Origin of the sequence: Aromatoleum toluolicum, from assembly GCF_012911005.2 — a bacterium.
In the GTDB taxonomy this organism is placed as follows: Bacteria; Pseudomonadota; Gammaproteobacteria; order Burkholderiales; family Rhodocyclaceae; genus Aromatoleum; species Aromatoleum toluolicum.
This window is the reverse complement of record NZ_WTVS01000077.1, coordinates 1-22,338: the sequence shown is the minus strand read 5'-3', so window position 1 is coordinate 22,338 and position 22,338 is coordinate 1. Positions and strand designations below refer to the sequence as shown.

General features: G+C 64.8%; 20 protein-coding genes and 1 riboswitch. Of the genes, 14 read left to right on the top strand and 6 right to left on the bottom strand.

Features of this window, described 5'->3' with window-relative positions; translation table 11 throughout:
- The 5 genes from GPA27_RS24035 to GPA27_RS24015 all read left to right on the top strand — a co-directional run.
- Positions 1-242: glycine cleavage T C-terminal barrel domain-containing protein (locus GPA27_RS24035; protein ID WP_169142960.1), on the top strand; the 242-nt coding region annotated here is incomplete at its 5' end.
- On the top strand, positions 235-930 hold the full coding sequence (locus GPA27_RS24030) for a sarcosine oxidase subunit gamma (protein ID WP_246261428.1): 696 nt from the start codon (positions 235-237) through the stop codon (positions 928-930). The genes GPA27_RS24035 and GPA27_RS24030, both read left to right, overlap by 8 nt.
- Positions 931-1,439: 509 nt before the next feature.
- Positions 1,440-2,330, top strand: coding sequence for a glycine betaine ABC transporter substrate-binding protein (locus GPA27_RS24025; RefSeq protein ID WP_246261426.1), 891 nt, complete (start codon positions 1,440-1,442; stop codon positions 2,328-2,330).
- Positions 2,331-2,430: 100 nt separating this feature from the next.
- On the top strand, positions 2,431-3,642 hold the full coding sequence (gene proV / locus GPA27_RS24020; RefSeq protein ID WP_169142959.1) for a glycine betaine/L-proline ABC transporter ATP-binding protein ProV: 1,212 nt from the start codon (positions 2,431-2,433) through the stop codon (positions 3,640-3,642).
- Entirely contained in the window at positions 3,635-4,504 is an 870-nt protein-coding gene (locus GPA27_RS24015; protein ID WP_169142958.1) for an ABC transporter permease, read from the top strand. The genes proV and GPA27_RS24015 overlap by 8 nt, the downstream gene beginning before the upstream one ends.
- Before the next feature lie 9 nt (positions 4,505-4,513).
- On the opposite strand, the gene GPA27_RS24010 is transcribed toward GPA27_RS24015, so the two are convergent.
- From GPA27_RS24010 to GPA27_RS24000, 3 genes are all read right to left on the bottom strand, one after another.
- On the bottom strand, positions 4,514-7,711 hold the full coding sequence (locus GPA27_RS24010; RefSeq protein WP_169142957.1) for an EAL domain-containing protein: 3,198 nt from the start codon (positions 7,709-7,711) through the stop codon (positions 4,514-4,516).
- Positions 7,712-7,762: 51 nt separating this feature from the next.
- Complete coding sequence (locus GPA27_RS24005) at positions 7,763-7,957, bottom strand: hypothetical protein (RefSeq protein ID WP_169142956.1); 195 nt, start codon at positions 7,955-7,957, stop codon at positions 7,763-7,765.
- Positions 7,958-8,148: 191 nt separating this feature from the next.
- Complete coding sequence (locus GPA27_RS24000; RefSeq protein WP_256223104.1) at positions 8,149-9,162, bottom strand: GlxA family transcriptional regulator; 1,014 nt, start codon at positions 9,160-9,162, stop codon at positions 8,149-8,151.
- 259 nt (positions 9,163-9,421) lie between these two features.
- On the opposite strand from GPA27_RS24000, the gene GPA27_RS23995 reads away from it, so the two are divergent.
- The 3 genes from GPA27_RS23995 (at position 9,422) to GPA27_RS23985 (ending at position 12,413) form a co-directional block, all read left to right on the top strand.
- Positions 9,422-9,952 (top strand): 4-vinyl reductase, encoded by a 531-nt coding sequence (locus GPA27_RS23995; RefSeq protein ID WP_169142955.1) that lies wholly within the window; start codon positions 9,422-9,424, stop codon positions 9,950-9,952.
- Between the two features lie 112 nt (positions 9,953-10,064).
- Positions 10,065-11,306 carry an aromatic ring-hydroxylating oxygenase subunit alpha gene (locus GPA27_RS23990; RefSeq protein WP_169142954.1) on the top strand — a complete coding sequence of 414 codons (1,242 nt, stop codon included), beginning with the start codon at positions 10,065-10,067 and terminating at the stop codon, positions 11,304-11,306.
- Positions 11,307-11,309: 3 nt separating this feature from the next.
- A complete protein-coding gene (locus GPA27_RS23985) occupies positions 11,310-12,413 on the top strand; it encodes an FAD-binding oxidoreductase (protein ID WP_169142953.1) in 1,104 nt (367 codons plus the stop codon).
- Positions 12,414-12,476: 63 nt separating this feature from the next.
- Here the strand turns inward: GPA27_RS23985 and cbpB are convergent, their stop codons facing one another.
- Positions 12,477-13,895: a peptide-modifying radical SAM enzyme CbpB gene (gene cbpB, locus GPA27_RS23980; protein WP_169142952.1), complete on the bottom strand. Its 1,419-nt coding sequence runs from the start codon at positions 13,893-13,895 to the stop codon at positions 12,477-12,479.
- Positions 13,892-14,152, bottom strand: a complete 261-nt coding sequence (gene cbpA / locus GPA27_RS23975; RefSeq protein WP_211165203.1) for a modified peptide precursor CbpA — start codon at positions 14,150-14,152, stop codon at positions 13,892-13,894. Before cbpA ends, cbpB begins: the two co-directional genes overlap by 4 nt.
- Positions 14,153-14,162: 10 nt before the next feature.
- Positions 14,163-14,389: riboswitch (cobalamin riboswitch) on the bottom strand.
- Between the two features lie 118 nt (positions 14,390-14,507).
- On the opposite strand from cbpA, the gene GPA27_RS23970 reads away from it, so the two are divergent.
- Both GPA27_RS23970 and GPA27_RS23965 read left to right on the top strand, forming a co-directional pair.
- The gene (locus GPA27_RS23970; RefSeq protein WP_211165202.1) at positions 14,508-14,918 is read left to right on the top strand and encodes a CBU_0592 family membrane protein; all 411 of its coding nucleotides are present in this window, start codon (positions 14,508-14,510) and stop codon (positions 14,916-14,918) included.
- 64 nt (positions 14,919-14,982) lie between these two features.
- Positions 14,983-17,004: a hydantoinase/oxoprolinase N-terminal domain-containing protein gene (locus tag GPA27_RS23965; protein WP_246261424.1), complete on the top strand. Its 2,022-nt coding sequence runs from the start codon at positions 14,983-14,985 to the stop codon at positions 17,002-17,004.
- A gap of 46 nt (positions 17,005-17,050) precedes the next feature.
- Here the strand turns inward: GPA27_RS23965 and GPA27_RS23960 are convergent, their stop codons facing one another.
- Positions 17,051-17,965: a LysR substrate-binding domain-containing protein gene (locus GPA27_RS23960; protein ID WP_169142950.1), complete on the bottom strand. Its 915-nt coding sequence runs from the start codon at positions 17,963-17,965 to the stop codon at positions 17,051-17,053.
- A gap of 230 nt (positions 17,966-18,195) precedes the next feature.
- Between GPA27_RS23960 and gbdR the strand changes: the two genes are divergently transcribed.
- The 4 genes from gbdR to GPA27_RS23940 all read left to right on the top strand — a co-directional run.
- Positions 18,196-19,371 carry a choline metabolism transcriptional regulator GbdR gene (gene gbdR, locus GPA27_RS23955; RefSeq protein WP_246261422.1) on the top strand — a complete coding sequence of 392 codons (1,176 nt, stop codon included), beginning with the start codon at positions 18,196-18,198 and terminating at the stop codon, positions 19,369-19,371.
- Between the two features lie 217 nt (positions 19,372-19,588).
- Positions 19,589-21,142, top strand: coding sequence for a trimethylamine methyltransferase family protein (locus GPA27_RS23950; RefSeq protein ID WP_169142949.1), 1,554 nt, complete (start codon positions 19,589-19,591; stop codon positions 21,140-21,142).
- Between the two features lie 273 nt (positions 21,143-21,415).
- Entirely contained in the window at positions 21,416-21,808 is a 393-nt protein-coding gene (locus GPA27_RS23945) for a dihydroneopterin aldolase (RefSeq protein WP_169142948.1), read from the top strand.
- Positions 21,809-21,840: 32 nt separating this feature from the next.
- Positions 21,841-22,338 (top strand): biotin carboxylase N-terminal domain-containing protein (locus tag GPA27_RS23940; RefSeq protein WP_272501151.1); only part of this gene is annotated, 498 nt, incomplete at its 3' end.

The following is a 22,338-nucleotide window of genomic DNA, read 5'->3' as shown; positions in this document are numbered from 1 at the left end:
ACGAGGGCGCGCAGATCGTGCTGGAGAAGGAGATCCGCATCCCGATGCCGATGGTCGGGCACGTCACCTCGAGCTACTTCAGCCCCACGCTGGGCCATTCGTTCGCGCTCGCCGTCGTCAAGGGCGGTGCCCAGCGCATGGGTCAAACCGTTTATCTGCCGATGGCCGACGGCCGGGTGCATGCGGCCGAGGTCGTGAGCCCGGTCTTCTACGACGCCGAAGGAGCACGTCATCATGTCTGAGTTCGCCCAAATGGAACTGAATCCGCGCGGCGCGGTGAAGTCGGAGTCGCCGCTGGCGATGACCCGCGCGCGCGTCGCGCAGGCGGCCGCGCCGCAGGAGGCGCGGGTGGTCGTGTGCGAGAAGGCCTTCCTCGGCCACCTCGTGCTGCGCGGCAACGCCGGGGACGCAGCGTTTCGCGCCGGCGTCGAGCGCGCGCTGGGTCTCGCGCTGCCGCTGGAACCGGGGCCGCTGTCGCTCGACGAGGCGCGCGGCGTGAGCCTGCAGTGGATGTCGCCCGACGAGTGGCTCGCCATCGTGCCGGCGGGGCAGGAGTTCGCCGCCGAGGCGGCGCTGCGCGGGCACCTCACCGGCCACTACGCGGTGATGAACGTGAGCGGCGGGCAGACGGTGCTCGAACTCAGCGGTCCGTGCGTGCGCGAGCTGCTGATGAAATGCACGCCCTACGACGTGCATCCGCGCCACTTCCCGGTGGGCAAGGGCGTCACGAGCGTCTTCGCGAAGAGTTCGGCGGTGATCCGGCGGGTCGCCGAGGCGCGCTGGGAGCTGGTCATCCGGCGCAGCTTTGCCGATTACCTCTTCAGCTGGATTCTCGATGCGGCCGAGGAGTTCGGCGTATTTGTCGCGTCGTCGGAAAACCCTGCGTCCGCGCAACCACGCATGGTGTGCGAGGCGGCAATCCCCGGCTGAGCGACCTTTCCGCGGCAGCGCCCCGAGAACGGAGCCGGTGACGAACACCGGCTCCGTTTCACATTCGCGTGGCCGTGATGTTTCGTGGGAGCGCCTTCAGCCGCCCCCACCTTGCCGCTCCCCCGGAGTCGTACCGGGCCAGCCGCGAATCCGAACCGCGCGTCCTCCTCCCGAACGCGCGCCGCGATTCGGCCGGCGCCGTTCGCGATCCCCTTCGCAGTCTCCCGTTCCCGCCTTCTTCCCGTTCCCGCTCGATGCCTTGGCGCATTTTGCGTGGTGAATGTCGTAACCGAGTAGTTCCCTGTAGGCCGTACGCCATAGACTCGGTACGTCGATCAACCGCGAAGATTCCGTGCGGAAGCGATTCCTGACGTCCAGGAAACGACTCCGCGCAGCCAGAGTGATCGGCATTTGTACCCGCAGGATCGAAGCTGTTGACTAGCATTCACTCAGATACAGCCATAAACGGGCCGACAAATACGGCCCGCCACAAGAGATCGGAGGAGACGATGTTTTCAGGACTGAAGCAAGCATTCAAGCAGGCGATCGGCGCAGTGATGATCGTATCGGCGATCGGCGGCGCGGCGGGAGTTCAAGCCGCCGAGCAGAAGACGATCAAGATCGGCTGGACGGCATGGTCCGACGCCGAGGCTGTGACGAACATCGCCAAGCAGTTGCTCGAGCAGCAGCTCGGCTACAAGGTCGAGCTGGTTATGACGGACATCGGCCTGCAGTACCAGGGGGTCGCCAAGAAGCAGCTCGACGTGATGCTGATGGCGTGGTTGCCGAACACGCACAAGGCATATTGGGACAAGCTTTCCAGCCAGGTCGTCGATCTGGGCATCCTCTACGACAATGCGAAACTCGGTTGGGCGGTCCCTGATTACGTGCCGGCGTCCGAGCTGTCGTCGATCGACGATCTGAACAAGCCGGACGTGGCGAAGAAGCTGAAGAGCCAGGTCCAGGGGATCGACCCGGGCGCGGGCCTGATGCGCGCCTCGGAAAAGGCGCTGAAGGATTACAGCCTGAACGGCTATGACCTGCGTACGGGTTCCGACGCCGCCATGATCGTCGCGCTCGATCGCGCCGTCGCGCGCAAGGAATGGATCGTTGTCACGACGTGGAACCCGCACTGGATGTTCTCCAAATACAAGGTGCGCTACCTGGAGGATCCGAAAATGTCCCTCGGCGGTGCGGAAGCCATCCATGCCATCGGGCGCAAGGGTTTCGCGGAGGATTTCCCGAAAGCCGCAGCCTTCATCAAGAATTTCAGGATCCCGCTGGCCGATCTCGAAGGGATCATGGCGAAGGCGAAAGACTCGTCGTACGAGAAAGAGGCCGCGGCTTATATCGCGAGCCACCCGGACATGGTTGCAGGCTGGCTGAAGGAAGCCCGTTAAGGACGTCCGGCTGCGGCCAGGACACGCAAGCCGGCGCCCGCTCCATGCGGGCACTGGCTTGCAACCGGTGGGCGATCCAGTGCGGTGGAGACACGAGACAATGCAGGAAAAGATCGTTGTAAAGGACCTGTACAAGGTCTTCGGACCCAAACCCGACCTCGCGATGCAGTTGCTGCGGTCGGGCAAGGACAAGGATTACATCGTTCGGGAAACGGGGATGGTGATTGGTGTGCAGAACGCCAATTTCCAGATCAATGCGGGCGAGATCTTCGTCATCATGGGCTTGTCCGGTTCCGGAAAGTCCACGCTGATCCGTCTGATCAACCGACTGATCGAACCGACGGCGGGGCAGGTTCTCGTCGACGGGCAGGATGTGGCATCGATGCCGCCGCAGCAACTCATCAAGCTGCGCCGTCGCGACATGGCGATGGTCTTCCAGTCGTTTGCGCTGCTACCGCATCTTACGGTCCTCGCGAACGCGGCGTTTGGCCTCGAAGTGGCCGGTGTTCCCCGCAAGGAGCGCGAAGCGCGTGCAATGAAGGTGCTCGAACAGGTCGGGCTGAGTGCCTTCGCCAATCGCTATCCGCGTGAGCTGAGTGGGGGCATGCAGCAGCGGGCGGGACTCGCACGCGCGCTGGTCGTCAATCCCTCGCTGATGTTGATGGATGAGGCGTTCTCGGCGCTCGACCCGCTGAAGCGCACCGAAATGCAGGGACTCCTGCTCGATCTCCAGCGCGAGCACCAGCGCACGATCATCTTCGTCTCGCACGACCTCGACGAAGCCTGCCGCATCGGCAACCGCATCGCGATCATGGAAGGTGGCCGCATCGTGCAGATCGGCACGCCTGACGAAATCATCCGCAATCCGGCGGACGAATACGTCCGCGCCTTCTTCAACGGCGTGGATGTGAACAAATACCTGTCGGCGAAAGACATCGCCGACGCTGACGCCGTGCCGGTGTTCAGCGCGGCGCAGGATTTCGGCGACGGATTCCATGCTGCAATCGAGCGCTTGCGCTCAGTGAAGCGCAACTACGGCTTCGTGGTCGATAGCGAGCGCAAGTTTGTCGGCGCCGTTTCGATCGACTCGATGATCCGCTCGCTGGAGTCGGGCGCCAAGGAACTCTCCCACGCCCTGATGGGCGATCTGCCTCCGGTGCGTTGCGACCTCAACTTGCGTGACCTGATCGGGCGCATCGTCCGGATGCCTTACCCCCTGCCGGTGATCGAGGCGCAAGGACACTATGTCGGCGCGGTCACCCAGACGATCCTGCTCAAGAAGATGGCGAAGGAGGAAATGACCCATGCGTGAATTCCTGCCGATCGGCGAATGGGCCGAGAAGACCGTCAATTTCATTCTCGAGAACGATCACGGGGTGCTGGCCGGCCTTGGCGACATCGTCGGGTACTCGACCGAACTCATCGAGCAGCTGCTGCACCTGATCCCGGACTGGCTGCTTGCATCGACGATCGTGGCGCTCGGATTTTGGCGCCTGGGGTGGAAGTTCGCCGTCGTCGCTGCCGGGGCACTGACGATAATCATCGGCACTGGCTTCTGGCCGGCGACGATGGTGACGCTCGCGCTGATCATCTCGGCAACGCTCATCAGCCTCTGCGTGGGAATACCCCTGGGCATCGCCGCTGCGCTCAACCGCCGCATCAATTACCTGCTGCGTCCGGTGCTGGATTTCATGCAGACCATGCCCGCCTTCGTGTACCTGATTCCGGCGGCGATGCTGTTCGGCTTGGGGCGCGTGCCGGCGGTCCTGGCGACGGTGATTTTCGCCATGCCGCCGGTGGTTCGCCTGACCGCCCTCGGTATCCGTCACGTCAACAAGGAGCAGGTCGAGGCTGGCATCACCTTCGGCTGCACGCCGCTGCAGGTTCTGCTTAAGATCCAGATCCCCGGTGCGTTGCCCTCGATCATGGCTGGCATCAATCAGACCATCATGATGGCGTTGTCGATGGTCATCATCGCGTCGATGGTCGGCGGCGGCGGGCTCGGCAACAATGTGCTCGCCAGCATCCAGCGCCTCGACATCGGCTTGGGTTTCGAGTCCGGCCTCGCGGTGGTGTTGCTCGCGATCATCCTCGATCGCCTCACCGAAAGCTTCGGTCTGCGCAAGGAGGAGCGGATCGCGCGCCGGACGAACGGCCAAGGCCAGGATTCCTGACTCCCGGGGCTACCAGACGGGCGCGTCGCCGATCATCCTCGCGGCGGCGTCCGCGTCCAGCGGCCTTCCGAAGTGGTAGCCCTGGCCGTAGTCGACGTCCAGGGCCCTTAACTGCGCCAACTGCGCGGCGCTCTCGACTCCTTCGGCAATGATTTCCATATGGAGTGTCCGGGCCAGGGTGACGATGGTCTGCACGATGTCGGCCGCGGTCCGGTCGGTGTCCATGCGGCGCACGAAGGAGGCGTCGATCTTCAAGGTGTCCAGCGGGAAACGGTGCAGGTAGGACAGTGACGAATAGCCGGTGCCGAAGTCGTCCATCAGGAGTTTGATCCCCAGGGCGCGCAGGCGCTCGAGCACGGCGGTTGCCGCCTCGGCATGCTCCATGATGACCGTCTCGGTCACCTCCAGCTTGAGGCTGCCGGTGTCGAGACCGGTCTCGGCCAGAACCGCCTCTATCTGCTGAACCAGGTCGGGCTGGACGAACTGGCGTCCGGCGAGATTTACGCTGATCTGCATGGGGGGATGCTCCGGATAGCGCCGTTGCCAGTCGTGCATCTGCCGACAGGCTTCGGCCAGCACCCAGCGGCCGATCGACACGATGAGGCCGGTCTCCTCGGTGAGTGGAATGAATTCGGATGGCGGCACCAGGCTGCCGTCGGCGCGGCGCATCCGCACCAGCGCTTCGAATCCGGCCAGTCGCCCGGTGCGCAGCGCGATGACCGGCTGGTAGTAGACGCGGAACTCCTCACCGCGGGCCACTGCCCGGCGCACCGCGGTTTCCATTTCGAGCAGGGCCACCACGCGCTCGCGCATGTCGGCGGCAAAAACCTCCTGGCACGCGCCGCCGCGGCGTGCGGCGTTATGCGCCGCGGTCTCGGCATCGCGGAGGATGTCGACAGCATCGGCATAGCCCGGACCTCCGAGGGCGATGCCCACGCTGGCCGAGGTAAACAGGGAATGCCCGTCCACGTTGAAGCCGGTCGCCAGCTCATTCTGGAGCCGCTCCGCGAAGCGCACCGCCTCCGCGACGTCGCCGGTGTCGTCGAGAAGGATGGCGAAGTTCTCGCCACCGAGGCGGGCGGCGGTGTCGCCGGGGCGTAATCCGGCGCCGACGCTGCGGGCGACAGCGATCACGAGCTCATCGCCGACCGCCGCGCCGAGACTGTCGCTGATCACCGGGAAGCGGTCGAGGCTGAGGAACAGCAAGGCGAACCCGTGCGCGCCGTCAAGCCGGCGCCGATCGAGCGCGTCGCCGAGGCGCGTCAGCAGCAGCGCGCGGTTCGGCAGGCCGGTAAGGCTGTCACGCAGCAGCTCTTCCTCTACGACCGAGCCGAGCACCACTCGCGCGGATGCGGCGCCGATGATGCCGGCGAGCTGTGCCTCGCAGTGGCGCGCGAGGTCGGCGTCGACCTCGCGGGGCCAGTCGAGGCCGCGCCGCCGCGCATGCTCGGCAAAGGATTGACGGGCATTCTCCGCCCCGAGGAAGCGCCCCATGACCGCGTAGAGATCGGGCAGCGAGCCGTGCGCCCGCCAGGCGGGTTCGGCGCCGCGGTCATGCTTGAATACATCGACGAAGAGCGTCGCCTGGGTCTGCTCCAGGCTGTCCTGGCCACTGAGGACCGACACGGCCACATAGCTCCCGACATTGGCCAGCATGCTCAACAGGATCGCATGGCTCATCTCGTCAAGGCCCTCGAGGCCGAACAGGGCCAGCGGGCGCAGCAGCGCCACGCCGAAGGGCCCCTGCTCGAGCAGCGTCGCCGGCAGCCAGCCCCCACGGGCGAACGCCGGCACCACCAGCGTGTACGCCCAGACCAGAAAACCGGCGCTCAGCCCGGCCATGGCACCCGCCTTGGTGCCGCCCTTCCAGTACAGGCCGCCGAGCAGTGCGGGCCCGAACTGCGCCACCGCGACCTGCGAAATAAGCCCGATCGCGGCCAGCGCATACACTTCGCCCGCCAGCCGGTAATAGAAATAGCCGAGCAGGAGGCCGAGCAGGATGGTGGCGCGGCGGATCGCGAGCAGCAGGCCAGAAAGATCGGCCCGCTCGGTCAGCCGTAGCGCTTTGATGCGCAGCAGGACAGGCATCACCAGATCGTTGCAGACCATCGTCGCCAGCGCGATGGTCTCGACGATCACCATGCCGGTGGCAGCGGCGAAGCCGCCGACGAAGACGAGCAGCGCGAGCGCCTCGCGCTGCGCCGACATGGGCAGCATGATGACGAAGGTATCGGGACTCACCGCGGCGTCGATGCCGAACTGCAGCAGGCCTCCGAAGGCGATGGGAAGGACGAACAGGTCGAACACCAGGAGGTAGAGCGGAAACAGCCAGATCGCTTTGCCGACGTGCGTCTCGTCGACGTTCTCGATCACCGCCACCTGGAACTGCCGCGGCAGCAACAGGACCGCGAGCATGGCGACGAAGGAAATCGAAAAGAATGAGCCCCAACCGCTGTAGAGCTCGCCCGCGCGACCGCCGATCGTGAAAAGCGCGGCCATCTGCGGCACTTGGGCTGCCTGGGTGAAGATGTCGCCGGGGCCGTCGTACATGCCCCAGGTGACGAAGGCGCCGACGGCGACAAAAGCGAGCAGTTTGACCAGCGAGTCGAAGGCGATCGCCGCCACCAGGCCTTCGTGCCGCTCGGCCAGATCGAGCTTGCGCGTGCCGAACGCGACGGTAAATGCGGCCAGCATCAAGGTCACGTAGAACGCGGTGTCGCGCCACACGCTTTCGGGCTGCGACGAGATCGCCAGGACATCCGGGTAGCCGCGCAGGACGTTGAAGCTCATCGAGATCGCCTTGAGCTGCAGCGAAATGTAGGGGGTGACGCCGACCGCCGCGATCACGGTCACCAGTCCGGCCAGCAGGGGGCTCTTGCCGTAGCGCGAGGAGATGAAGTCGGCCAGTGAAGTGAGGCGGTTGTCCTTGGCGATGCGGATGATCTTTCGCAGCACCATCCACCACAGGGCCACCATCACGCACGGGCCGATGTTCGCCGGCACGAAGCCGATGCCGGCAACGGCGGCAACCCCGACGTCGCCATAGAAACCCCACGCGGTCATGAAGACGCAGAGCGAGAGCGAATAGACGTATGGGTTGGCGATCAGGCTGCGCCCGGCATCGGCGGCGCGCTCGCCCAGGTAAGCGATGAGGAAGAGCAGCCCGAGATAGCTCGCGGCCACCGTCGCGATGATCCATGCCGGCAAGATGCAGTCTCCGTGCGGGCGGTCGAGCGGAACCGCGCTCGCAGTCCGTCGCTACGTCCGCTCGACTACCAGCACCAGGAGGCCGACGAGCAGCGCCCAGGCCGCGAACACGTACACGTAGAGGATGGGAATGCCGCCCACCAGCGTGGGGTGGTTGAACAGTGCCAGCAGGGGATAGTTGAACAGCAGTGAGCCCAGGAGAACCAGCGCTGCCAGGCGCTGCGCCTTGATGTTCGGCCTGTTCATCGTTTCCTCCCCCCGCAGGTTTTTCGGCGCGCGGTTTCCTCGCTTCCGGTCCTACAAGGATAGGTAACGGTTTCGGCCCTCGCCATGCACGCCGCTGGCCTACCTATCCAGCGACTTGGACGTGTCGCCCGGCCTGGCGAGTTGCGCGGCCGCTGCGTTTCTTGGCCTCCGTGCTCAGGCGCGAAGGCCCCTCATGCCGCCTGGTGGTGCGCGACGGGCTTTCTGCGAGGTGCCGCGGCGGCGTTCCCTTGCGGACGGCGTTCGCCGCTGGGCGGCTTGCCGAACAGCGCGCGATAGCACTTGCTGAAATGGCAGGCGGACTGGAAGCCGCAGGCGATCGTGATGCTCGTGATGGACATTTCCGTCTGCAGCAGCAACTCGCGCGCGCGGCGCAGGCGCAGTTCCAGGTAGTAGTGGCTGGGGGTGACTTGGAGGGCGTCGCGGAACATGCGCTGAAGGTGGCGCTGGGAAAGGCCGGCCAGTTGCGAGAGTTCCTCCAGCGAGAGCGGCTCCTCGATGTTGGCCTCCATGAGCGCGGCCACCTCCACCAAGCCCTTGTGGTTGCAGCCCATGCGTGCCGCCACGGGGATGTGCTGACGGTCCTTGCTGTCGCGCACCCGGTCGAGGATGAACTGCTCCGAAATTTCCGCCACCACGGTCTTGCCGCAGCGCTCGCGCACGACGGCCAGCATCATGTCCATCGGCGCGATGCCCCCGGTACAGGTGATGCGGTCACGATCGATGACGAAGAGTTCCTCGACGAAATTGACCTTCGTGTGGGCTTCGCGCAGGGCGCTGAGATTCTCCCAGTGGATGGTGGCCCTGTAACCATTGAGCAGCCCCGCCTTCATCAAGGCGTAGGTGCCTGTGCAGAGCCCCCCGAGGATTATCTGGTCCTGGGCGATGCGGCGCAGCAAGGTCAGCACTTTGTCGTCGACGAAGCAGGTGACATTGGTGCCGCCGCATACGAACAGCATGTCGATCGGCCCTGCGTTCTCGTAGGTGCAGACCTGGGCGGGGGCGAGGCCGTTGCTGGAGGAGACGCGCTGACCGTCGGGGCTGATGACGCACCAGCTGTACAGCGGTTTGCCGCTGATGTGGTTGGCCATGCGCAGGACTTCGATCGCGCTCGAGAACGCGATCATCGTGAACTCGTTCAGCACCAGGAAGCCGACGCGCGTCACGGACGATAGTTGCTTTGACACCTTGTTTGTCTCCTACTGATCCCACCGGCGCTTCGCGCCCCCGAATGGGGCGAGGTGCTTGCGCTGCTGTCGATTTTCGGGCGCCGCCCGGATCGATCTGCGTACCGTCACGATAGCGCCTCGTGCCCGCCTGCGCCAGCCTGCGGAGCCCTCGTCCGGGGCCCTTGTCGCAATCGCGCGGCTTTCCGTCGGAACGAGGCTATCGGTTGGGGGGGCCGGGACGTAAGGTCACGATGAGGAAAAAGAAAAGAGGTGCAAAGTGAATCCGCAACTCCCCGTGAAGGGGCATGACGAAGCAGGTCCGGCGACCGGCAGTGGCGACCCGATTCCCCGTGCAGCCCTCCACTTCCCGGGAATCAGGCATCAGGTCGTCGAGGCCACCCTGGGCCGCGAGAAGTACGCAGAGATTCTCTACCACGCGAGCTACAAGTCGGCCCGCTACTGGTGCGACAAGGAGGCCGTTGCGCACGGCCTTTCGGGCATCGCGGTGTTCGAACATTACTTGCACCGTCTCTCCCGCCGAGGCTGGGGGCGCTTCACGGTCATCGAGGCCGATGCCGCGAACGGATGCGCTGACATCCGTCTCGACCACTCGGATTTCGTCGTGGCCCAGGCCGAAGTCTGTGCATCCAGGATCTGCTACAGGTTTGCGGGGTGGTTCGCCGGGATGATGGACTGGATCGGTGAAGACACGGGCCGACCCGTGAAAACGCTCTGCTGCGAGACCCAATGCGGCGGCGACGGCCACGATCACTGCATCTTCGCCGTGCGCCCGCGGTCCGGGATCTGACCCTGGCCATGTCGGAATTGAATTGAAATCGGTCGGCAAATCACAAGTCGCATTCCGGTGCCTGCGGGAACATCGCCTCATCGTTTTCTGATCCGCCCCAAGGAGACAAAACATGAAGGTAAGCAATGCAGTGCGCGAACTGATCGCTGGCCGGCGTCCGGGCCACAGCCTGGATGCGCCGTTTTACACCAGCCAGGAAATGTTCGACCTGGACATGGAAGCGATTTTCGGACGGCACTGGATCTACGTCGGGGTAGAGCCTGACATTCCCGAGCCGGGCGACTACTTCACGGTCAAGCTCGGCCGTACCTCCGTCGTGGTGTTGCGCAACGACGACATGGAATTGCGCGCCTTCCACAACGTGTGCCGCCATCGCGGCGCCCAGCTGTGCAACGCGCACAAGGGCAGCGTCGGCAACCTCGTGTGTCCCTACCATCAGTGGACCTACGACCTCTCCGGCAAGCTGATCTACGCGGAGCACATGGGGGAGGATTTCGACCCCTCGGGGCGCGGCCTGAAGCGCGTGCACGTGGAGAGCGTCGCCGGCCTCATCTTCGTCTGTCTGGCCGAGAACCCGCCGCAGGACTTTGCGCAGATGCGCGAAGCGATGGAGCGCTACGTCGGGCCCCACCGGCTCACCGACTGCAAGATCGCGGTGCAGGACGAGATCGTCGAGGCGGGCAACTGGAAGCTCGTGATGGAGAACAACCGCGAGTGCTACCACTGCGTGGGCAACCATCCCGAACTGACGATTTCGCTCTACGAGTACGGTTTCGGCTACCAGCCGTCGCCGTCGAATATGGAGCAGGTCCAGGCTTTCAGGGACCTCATCGGTCGGGAGCACGCCCGCTGGGAAGCTGCGGGCCTCCAGTCGGCGGAAATCGAAGAGCTGGACAGCCGCGTGACGGGCTTCCGCACGCAGCGTCTGCCGCTGGACAAGGCCGGCGAGTCCCAGACCATGGACGCCAAGGTGGCCTGCCAGAAACTCCTGGGCGACTTCAGCCAGCGCAACCTGGGCGGGCTGTCGTTCTGGACCCAGCCCAACTCCTGGCACCATTTCATGAGCGACCACATCGTGACCTTCACCGTGCTGCCCATCGACCCGGGCCACACGCTGGTGCGCACCAAGTGGCTGGTGCACAAGGATGCGGTGGAAGGGCGCGATTACGACCCGGAGAAGCTCACCGCGGTGTGGCGCGCGACCAACCAGCAGGACCGCGACCTCGTGGAGATGTCGCAGCGCGGGATCGACAACCCGGCCTACGAGCCCGGGCCCTATTCGCCCTACACCGAAGAGCTGGTGGAGAAGTTCTGCAACTGGTACGTCGGGCGGCTGCGCGCGGCGGTGGAGTGAAGCATGAACGGACCGATCACTCGCGACGCATTGCAGGCCGTTCCATCCCGCTGGGACTCGGACGAGGATGACGTCCTGATCTGCTGCCAGGTGCGCCAGGAAACCCATGACGTCAAAAGCTTCCTGTTCCGCCCGCGCAGCCCCGGCCTGATCCGCTTCCTGCCGGGCCAGTTCCTCACCCTGGAACTGGAGGTGGACGGCGAGACGGTGAACCGCTGCTACACCATCTCATCGCCGCCGACGCGCCCCGACACGCTGTCGATCACCGTGAAGCGGGTGCCCGGCGGCAAGGTCTCCAACTGGCTTCACGACCATCTCGCACCGGGCATGAGCCTGCGCGCGCTGGGGCCCAACGGCGATTTCTCCTGCGCCCTGCATCCGGCGGGGAAGTATCTGTTCCTCTCCGGCGGCTCGGGGATCACGCCGCTGATGTCCATGTCGCGCAGCTTTCACGACCTCGGCGAGGATCGCGACGTGGTCTTCGTGCATAGCGCACGCACCCCCACGGATATCATTTTCCGCCGCGAACTGGGCCTTCTGGCCGCCAACCAGCCGCATTTCCGCACCGCCTTCGTGTGCGAGGGGCGCGGCGGCGAGGCCGAGTGGGCTGCACCGACGGGCTACCTCGACCTGCAACTCCTCGCCCGCATCGCTCCGGACTTTGGCGAGCGCGAGGTATTCTGCTGCGGGCCGGCGCCCTATATGGCGGCAGTGCGCGCGCTGCTGACCGAGGGCGGCTTCGACATGGCGCGGTATCACGAGGAGAGTTTCTCCTTCGCGGACTTGCCGAGTGATCCGGCTGAGGAGGATTCCACCAGCGCGGGGGTTACGACTTGCGAGACGGTCGGCTTCAGCGTGGAATTCTCGAAGAGCGGACACACGGTCGCCTGCGCCCCGGGGCAGAAGGTGCTGGAAGCGGCGCGTGTGGCCGGGCTGCGCTTGCCTTCGTCCTGCGCCAAGGGAATGTGCGGCACCTGCAAGTCGCGCCTCGTCTCGGGCGAGGTGCACATGGAGCATGGCGGGGGAATCCGCCAGCGGGAGATCGACCAGGGCTACATCCTTCCCTGCTGCAGCACGCCCTTGAGCGATCTGGTGATCGAGCGATAAACCAAGGCCCGCCCGGGATCTCCCCGGGCGGGCCTTGAATGACTGCGACCGGTGCGGCGTGGCTCAGGGCAGCACGAAGTCGAAACTCGTCTCTACGCCGCCGTCCTCCGCATCCCATCCGTCCCACAGGAAGTCATTCGCCTTGCCGTCCGCGATCAGGCGGAAAGCATAGCGCGTCTGCTCCTCGTAGAAGCCGCAGAACGCCCCGACGCGGTCCATGCCGCCGTTCATCTCGTGCGCCTCGGCCGGACAGGGCGAGCCGCAGAAGTGCCGGATCGCGCACCCTTTGCACGGATCGATCCGGTCGACGTCCCGCCCCGTGACCGTGCGGAACGCCTCGCTCTCGAGCACATCCTCGATGCGGTCCGTGAACAGGTTGCCGCCGCGGAACGCATCCAGCCCGATGAACTCGCTGCACGGGAACAGGCCGCCGTCGGGCGCGAGCGCGAAGAACGCACGTCCGCCGCCACACGGCGAGATGTCGCACATCAGGCGCCGCGCCGTCGGTGCCAGGATCGCCAGCAGAATGTTCGCGAAGTTGGCGACGACCATCTTGCGGCCCGTTTCGCGGTACAGGGCATGCGTGCGCTCCAGCGCTGCGATGAAGGCATGCGCCAGGGCCTCGTCGTCGGGACGGACGGTCCGTGCGCCGGGCAGGGTACAGCGCACCGCATTCAGCATGCAGGTCGGCACTTCATGCGCATGGAAGAGATCCACCAGCGGAACGAGCTGGTCCAGGTTCTTCTCAGTGCAGGTCGCGATCACGCTCCAGGCTGAATATCCGCGCAGCGACTCCATCGCACGCAGGACCTTGTCGTGCACGCTCTTGCCGCCGAAGGTCAGGCGCGTCGCGTCGGTGGTCTCGGCAAGGGGCCCGTCGAGCGACAAGCCGATGCTGACGTTGCGCGCGGAGAGAAACTCGATCGCCTCCTCGTCGAGCAGGGTGGCGTTGGTCTGGACGCCGAAAACGTACTCGTCCTTGAACGTGTCGATGGCCGAGAACAGCGCTGCTTGGTTCATAAGCGGCTCGGCGCCGTGGAAGATCACGCGCGGCTTTCGCCCCTCGGGCATCACGGTCGAAAAATACGACTTGAGCCGCCCGAGCGCCTCCACGAGCCGATCCGTCGACATGTGCTGCCCGCTGCGGCGCATGCCTTCCGGGATGTAGCAGTAGGTGCAGTTCAGGTTGCAGCGCTCGGTCGGATTCACGTACACGGCCGAGGGCTTCAGCTCGAAGCGCAGCGCATGCAGCTCCCGTGCGAAATCGTCGGCCTTTGCCCGATAGCCCGCCATCAGCGCGCTGTCCGTCAGCGTGTCGGCGAGCTTGTCCTTGCGCACCAGCGCCCAGAAAGCGCTGGCGGGATCGCTCAGCGCCACGTAGTCCGCGTGCCCGATGTCGAATGGAATCAGGCTCGCGCCGCAACCGAGGTTGGCATAACGCCCCGCGGACGGGGCGCGAGCGGTCGAAACGACGCCGCTCATCGCACCGCCTTGCGGTCCATCAGGACGTAATGGGACAGTCCCACCCCTTCCGCCTCGCAACGCTTACGGGTGGCGATGATCGCCGGCTTCGCTTCGGCGCCGCACACAGCGGTGGTTGCTGCGCCGGAAACGGCGATTTTCGCGGCTTGTTGCTTGATATCAGTCGAAGGCATCCGATTCTCCTGTTTTTCCAAACACAAAAACAAAAAGGGCTCCGCCGCCGCACGGCCAGGTGCGGACAGCGAAACCCTTGCCATTGGTTTCAGCTACAAAACAGTCGATACGGCAGGTCTTCTGGCTCCCGGATCACGCGAACTGCCGCGCCTTCCCGCCGGGGTGTTCCCCGACAGTGACTGGATGTTCGGAATTTACCGACATCCCAGCGACGTTCATCCCCGGTTACAGCGGCGGGCCCGCCACGGAATTGAGCAAGCTCGCACCGTGTTCCGACGGCGATTGGTTTCGCCGTCATTGCCGAATCGGGTGCAATTCTCGCGACGACGGAGGCCCTCGTCAATAGCCCTGTTCCCGCTTTCGGCGCAGACGTCGCTGGCCGGCCTGAGGTCGTCGCAACCAGACAGGCATCGCCCGCGCGGAAGACTAGATTTGACGATGGCCGATAGCGGCACGGTCTGGAGCCCGAAAAAACCGGTGACCATATCGAGCATCACGTTTCGCCGACAGGGCGCCGTCTGGCCTGTCGTGACTTTCAACGGAGACTTACCTGAGGCGCGCATGAACATACCCGACCTGGTCGGACTCATCGGTGTGGCGGGTTGCCTGGCCGCTTACGCGGGACTGCAGCTTGGGCGTTTTCAACAATATGACCTTCCTTATCTGGTCCTCAATATCGTGAGCCCCGCCTGCCTGCTGTTCTCGCTGTATCACAACTTCAACCTCTCCGCCGTCATTACCCAGGTGCTGTGGTTGGGCCTGACCGTGATTGCCTGGGTTAAGGCCGTCCGGAGACGGGAACGGAAGATCGGTGCCGCTGCGCCCGACTGTGTGAAAAGCCAAACCTGAAGGGACCGCTTTGCAGGATGACCGTAGCCGGCGGTCCGTGATGAATGCGCTTTGTGATTAGAGGATGAAGATGGGCCTGATGCTGGGTATCGATACCGGAGGAACCTTCACCGACGCGGTCCTTATCGACGAGCGGCGCGAAGTGCTTGCTGCCGCAAAGCAGCTGACGACCCGCCACGACCTGACGATCGGCATCGCGAAGGCGATCGACAGCCTGACACCGGAATCCCTGCCAGACGTCGTGCTCGTGTCCCTGTCGACGACGCTGACGACGAACTCGGTCGTTGAAGGCAAGGGATCCCCGGTCTGCGCCTTGCTCATCGGCTACGACGAGCGGCAGGTGCAAAGCAGCGGACTCGCGGAACTGCTGGGGCCCGAGTGCATCGTCACGGTGGACGGCGGACATGATGCGACGGGAGTCGAGGCCACACCGCTGGATGAAGGAGCGGTGCGGGCCGCGATCCTGAATTGGCGCGACAAGGTTTCGGCGTTTGCGATCTCCGGCACCTTCAGCGTGCGAAATCCGCGCCACGAGATCCGCGTACGGGAGCTGGTGCACGAACTGTCGGGCAAGCCCGCGACCTGCGGCCACGAGCTCGCGTCTTCGCTCGGCGCACCTCGACGGGCAGCGACCGTCGCCCTCAATGCGCGCATGATCACCCACGTCCAGCGGCTGATCGAGTCGGTCGAGGCGATTCTGTCCGCGCGCGGCATTCGCGCGCCGCTGATGATCGTCAAGGGTGACGGCTCGCTCATCAATGCCGAATCGGCTTTGGAGCGTCCGGTCGGGACCGTACTCTCTGGCCCGGCCGCGAGCGTGCTCGGCGCGTGCGCCCTGAGCGGGCTGCGCGACGCGATCGTGGCCGACATGGGGGGCACGACGACGGACATCGCGGTGGTGCGCAACGGACGACCGGAACTGAGCTACGACGGGGCCTTGATCGGCGGTTGGCAGCCGATGGTCGAAGCGGTGCGCGTGTACTCGATCGGGCTGGGCGGTGACAGCGAGGTGCGCTTCAGCGGCGGGCAGGGCATCGCGATCGGCCCGCGGAGGGTCGTGCCGCTGAGCCTGTTGGCGAGCGAACACCCCGAGGTGCTGCCGGCGCTCGAGCGGCAGGCGCATTCGGCGCCCAACAGCAGCCAGTTGCGTTTCGCCCTGCGCCTGCAGCACGACGAAGCGCTGCTCGGACGCCTGCCCGAAGACGAGCGACAGGCATGGGAGCGGCTCGCGGACGGCCCCGTGGACATCGAGCGCGCGGCGGGCGACGACAGGCGGCTCGCGCGGGCCCTGGCACGTCTCGAGCGCAAGGGACTCGCCATCTACAGCGGCTTCACGCCGACCGATGCCGCGCACGTGCTGGGCATCTCCAGTCACTGGAATACGCAGGCGGCGGTGCTCGGAGCGCGTATCTGGGGCAAGCAGATGCGGCGGCTGTACGGATGCGGAACGTGGCGCGAGGATGACCCCGAGGGGCCGTCCCGCCAGATCTTCGATCTTGTGATCGACGGAATCAGCCAGAAACTCGTCGAAGCCGGCCTGCACGAACAGAACCAGCTGGCGGCAGCCCAGGCCGACAAACTCTCGCGGCTGCTGACGGAAATGGCGATGGAGCAGCGTCGGGACCCGTCGAAGCCGTCGGTGTTTTCGATTCAGTTCGCGGCCGACACGCCTGTGGTAGCGGTGGGCGGGCCGGCGGCCAGTTACTACCCGGAGGTTGCCCGCGGTCTGCGGGTCGGGCTCTACATGCCGCGCTTCGCGGAAGTGGCAAACGCGGTCGGGGCGGTGCTCGGCGAGGTGTCGCAAAGGGTGCATCTGACCATCACGCAGCCCTCACGGGGAACGTTTCGGGTCTTTGCCGAGGACGGACCGCGGGATTTCGAGCGACTCGATGCTGCGGTCGACCATGCGCGGGAAGTCGCCTCCGCGGAGGCGGTTTCGCTCGCGCGCCGGGCGGGCGCCGCCACGGTGCAGGTCGATTTCGAACAGTATGAGAACAGCGTCAGCAACGAGATCGATGGTGACGTGTTCTTCGACATGCGACTCACCGCAATCGCATCGGGGCCGCCGCGCATGCGCGGCGAATAGGACTCGCCCGACCTTCGGCCCGTTTGCAGCCCCGTGCGACCAACGCTCAGTCCGCGCGGTCGTCCCGGGATTCCGCCAGCAGCCAGTCGCGCACGATCACGACCGACGGCCGCATGTGACGATTTGGCGCCGCGATGATGTAGATCGGATTCCCGGTCGCCACCTGCTCTGCGAGGGGGCGGACCAGGCGCCCCTGTTCGAGCAAGGGCACGACGATGTGGCGCCATCCGAGCGCCATGCCTTGCCCTTCGAGCGCCGCATGCAGCACGACCGAATAATCGGTGAAGCGGAGCGGCATGTTGGTGCGCGGCAGGCTGACACCGAACTTGCCGAGCCAGTCCGTCCAGTTGATGCGAGGCCGGTAGCGCTCTTCGAAGTTCAGCAGGGTGGCCGTGCACAGCGACTGGGGGGTCGGATTCTCGCCTAGCTCCCGCGCGTATTCCGGGCTGCACACCGGGAACACCTCTTCGTCGAACATCCGCCAGCGGGGGTAGCGCGACCACTCGCCGCGACCGAGGGTAATCGCCAGGTCGATGCCACCGGTGCCCATATCCACGTCGGTATCGACGGTGATGCAGCGGATTTCGATCTGGGGGTTGGCCTGCTTGAATCGCGCGACCCGCGGCAGCAGCCACCACGTCGCCGTCGCTGTCGAGGCCGACAGGGTGACCAGGTCGGATGCGCTGAACCTGCGCACCTCACGCACGGCCTCGTCGATGAGGGTTAGCCCGACATTGACCTGTTCGTACAGGTAACGTCCCGCGTCGCTGAGCCGTACCCCCCTGTGCAGCCGTTCGAAGAGCTGGACACCCAGGCTTTCTTCGAGTCCGCAGATCGTGTGACTCACTGCCGGCTGACTGATCCCCAGCGAGCCAGCCGCCCGCGTGAAGCTGCCGTGGCGTGCGGCCGTCTCGAATACCAGCAGAGCGTGAAGCCGAGGTGCGACGGAATCTTCTGCCATAAATACAGGTTATCGCTCGCATGAGATTTGATCTACTTCACACGCACTATACAGCTCAATACGATAGATACCGCAATCTCCTGCGGGAGTCGGTGCAAAGCGAGCTTCATCTCCGACATGAATGCCGTTCATGCAAATGCCCCGGAAGAGCCGGACGCGTATAGCTGGATATCAAATGAATGCGCAGACGAAGCCATGAAGTTGTTCGAGCAGGTCGAGGTGGAGGAGACATGATGAAGCCGGAAGAATGGAAGTTGAGGATGACCCGGGCCGGAGTGAATGGAGGCGCGACGGGTCCTGTGCGGATCGGTTTCCTCCTGCTCGACAATTTCACGCTGATTGCGCATTCGGCGGCCATCGAGCCATTACACATGGCCAATCAGCTGAGTGGCCAGGAGCACTATCAGTGGCTGACGCTCAGCGAGACAGGTGAGCCGGTTCGTGCAAGCGATGGCCAGCGGATGCTGGTCGACGCGGCCATCGACGATGCGCTGGACCTGGATATCGTGATTGTCTGCGGGGGAGTCGCACCCCAACAGACGCACGGCAAGTCGCATCTGCGCTTCTTGCAGGCACTGGCACGACGCGCTTGCATGATCGGGGGAGTGGCCACGGGGACGTGGACGCTTGCCCAGGCCGGATTGCTGGACGGGTACCGGGCAAGCATCCACTGGGAGTTGATCCCGGGCCTGCAGGAGGCCTTCCCGCGGGTCATCGTGACGAATCGCCTGTTTACGATCGAGGCGAAGCGGCTGACGGCGTCCGGCGGGACCGCTGCGCTGGACATGATGCTGAACCTGATCGGACAGCAACATGGGGCCGAGTTGATGGCGGCCATATCCGAGCGGGTCGCGTGTGATCGCGTCCGCACGGAAGAAGAGCAGCAGAGGGTGCCGCTACGGCATGTGCTCGGGACCTCGCAGCCGAAGCTCCTCGAAGTCGTGGCGCTGATGGAGGCCAACGTCGAGGAACCACTGGAACTCGAAGAACTGGCGGACGCGGTAAACGTGTCGCGCCGGCAGGTCGAGCGGCTGTTCGTGAAGCACTTGGCCTGTTCGCCGTCACGCTATTACCAGAACGTCCGACTCAGCCGCGGACGTCAGCTTCTGCAGCAGACCTCGATGACCGTCATCGAGGTTGCGAGCGCGTGCGGTTTCGCATCCGCGCCACATTTCTCCAGGCGCTACAACGAGCTTTTCGGCCTTCCGCCGAGCAACGAACGGACCTGTGAGCCGGTTCGGCGCGCAGGGCGGGGGCGGCGCAAGGTGTTCATGTCGGACGAGTTGTCGACGTTCCGGACCGCGATCGTCGCGGTCTCCCAGGAGGCGCTTGCACTGTTGGCCGCACGGAGCGAGGCGAGCTACGCAGGCGTGGGGCGCGCGCTATCGAGCGTAGGGGCGCATTGATCGCCCCTCTCCAGCGCGCCCTTTTCCTGGCGTGATCAAAGACTGCATTCCTGGAAGCCGTATGTGACCGCCATATCAGATCGGGAGGCTCGAGAAATGTCCTTATCGAGCCACCCGGTCCGGTGTCGCAACTGGTCATGCCCGCTTCGCTGATGTGGCTGATAGCAATCGGCCTACCCCGTACCTTTCCTCACATGAACTTTCGGAGCAAATAGCGATGACCGAGAAATCCACCCGACCCCTTCGCGGCGGCGCGCGCGATGCACGCCGCGCAATGCGCAAGGCGCCAGACTTTGCGATGCTTCCGTCATTGGCCCGCAATCTGCCGTATTGCGAGCCGATGGATCCCGACCAGATCGCCCGGATCGACGACGCGTCGATGGCGATCCTCGAAGACGTGGGCGTTGTCTTCCGTGACGACATCGCCCTTGAAGACTGGCGCAAGGCGGGTGCCGACGTGCGGGGCGAGCGTGTCCATCTCGATCGTGGCCTGGTGCGTGAGCTGATCGCCTCGATCCCGTCGGAGTGGACCTTCCGGGCACGCAATATCGAGAAGAGCCTCCCCTTCGGCGGCAGACATTCGATCTTCGTGCCGATGACCGGCGCGCCTTTCCTGCGCGACCTGGACGACGTCCGCCGTTTGCCGACGATTGCGGACCTCAACATGTTCCACAAGCTCGCGCACATGTCGCCGGCCTTGCATTCGACGGCGCATGTCATCGTCGAGCCGATGGACGTGAAAGTCAGCCATCGGCATCTGCACATCACGTACTCGTCCATGAAGCACTCCGACAAGACCTTCATGGGCATGACCACGTCGGGCAAGAACGCCGAGGACGTCATGGCGATGTGCGAGATCCTCTTCGGTGCCGACGTGCTCGAGGAGACGCCGGTCGTGACCGGCAACTGCAACGGGAATTCGCCCCTTGTCTGGGACGAGACGATGTTGTCGGCGATGCGTGCGTTCTGCAAACGCAAGCAGCCGGTGCTGTGCTCGCCCTTCGTCCTGGGGGGCGCGAACACGCCTGCTTCGATTGCACCGGCCGTCGCCCAGCTCAATGCGGAAGCGTTGTCGGGCCTGGCGTACACGCAGGTCATCCGCAAAGGGGCGCCGGCGATCTTCGGTCATTACCTTTCCACCGTATCGATGAGATCGGGGGCGCCCATGGCCGGGACGCCCGAGATCAGCCTGATGAACTTCATGATCGGCCAGATGGCGCGGTTCTACGGCGTTCCCTGGCGCAGTTCGAATACGCTGGGCGGGGCGAAGACCTTCGACGCTCAGGCGGGCTACGAAAGTGCCATGACGATGAATGCCGTGCTTCATGCGGGCACCAATTACATCTGGCACTCGGCCGGGTGGAACGAGGCCGGGATGCATTGTTCCGTTGCGAAATTCGTGGTGGACGCCGAGATGTGCGCGATGGGGTACCGGATGGCCGAGGGCGTCCGGTGGGACGATTTCGACGAGGGTCTGCGCGCGGTGCGCGACGTGGGCCCCGGTGGCCACTATCTCGGCCACGCGCATACCTTGGCCAATTTCGAGCGTGCGTTCTTCATGCCGAAGCTGTTCGACAACAATTCGATCGAGCAGTGGCAGGTCGAGGGCTCGGTGGAGATCACCGCGCGTGCCCTCGAGTACGCAAGGAAACTCCTGAGCGAGTACGAGGAACCGAAGCTCGACGAAGCCACCGACGAAGCCTTGCGCGATTTCATCGCCCGGCGGGAGCGGGAAATTCCCGCTGCCGATGCCGTAAATACCGATTACTGATTTCCTTCGTCTCTCTCCCCAGATTGGCCGCTGCGAAAGCAGCGGCATTTTTTTGGGTGATTCACGGAACGGCCGACGATTGGTGAAGCGGAGTGTTCGTGCGAGGGGCGCGGAGCCAGCCGCGTATCCAGTCTGGAGGTCCAAGGCGTCGGGGCAATTCTTCCGAGGGCGGCAGGTATCGTCGCGGGATTGCTCGCACATGTCGCAAGCCGGCAAGTTAAGGTCCGATCGCTGATTTATCTTGAGTTTTCGCAACACCAAACGGGAACGGACATGAACCAGATTTTCATCGATGACATCCACGCAGACGCGCAGGTCGGCATCTACCCGCATGAGCTGGTCGGTTCGCAGCCCGTCTCGATCACCTTGCGCCTCGGCATCGGCGGTCGGGCTGCCCGCAGCGACCGCATCGAGGACACGATCGACTACGCGCAGCTCGTCGCGCGGGTGAGGGAGTTCCTCGCCGAGCGCCGCTTCGCGCTGCTCGAACACCTCGCCGATTCGCTCGCCGGCATGATGTTCGAGGAGTTCCGGCCGAGCTGGATGACCTTGTCCGTGCATAAGCCTCAGGTGCTGGAAGGTGTCGGGCGCGTCGGCGTCATGATCGAACGCAAGTCCGACGAATATGTCGCCCACGCCCCCTTCCCGCTGCAGCAGGCGGCCTGACTTCCTTTCGAAAGCCCGACCATACAACCCCTATGAGAGAAATTCGCAGTATCCTCGTCGCCAACCGTGGCGAAATCGCCATCCGCGTGTTCCGCGCGGCGAGCGAGCTGGGCATCCGCACGGTGGCGATCTACGCCAACGAGGACCGCTTCGCGCTGCACCGCTTCAAGGCCGACGAGTCCTACCTCGTCGGTACCGGCCAGAAGCCGATCGCGGCCTACCTCGACATCGCCGACATCCTCCGCGTCGCCAAGGACGCCGGGGTCGATGCGATCCACCCCGGCTACGGCTTCCTCTCCGAGAACCCCGAGTTCGCCGAAGCCTGCGCCGCCGCCGGCATCGCCTTCATCGGCCCGCAGCCGCAGGTGATGCGCGACCTGGGCAACAAGGTCGCCGCGCGCACCCTCGCCGTTGCCGCCGGCGTGCCGGTCGTGCCCGCCACCGGCGCGCTGCCGCAGGACCTCGACGAGATCAAGCGCCTCGCGCGCGAAGTCGGCTACCCGCTGATGCTCAAGGCGAGCTGGGGCGGG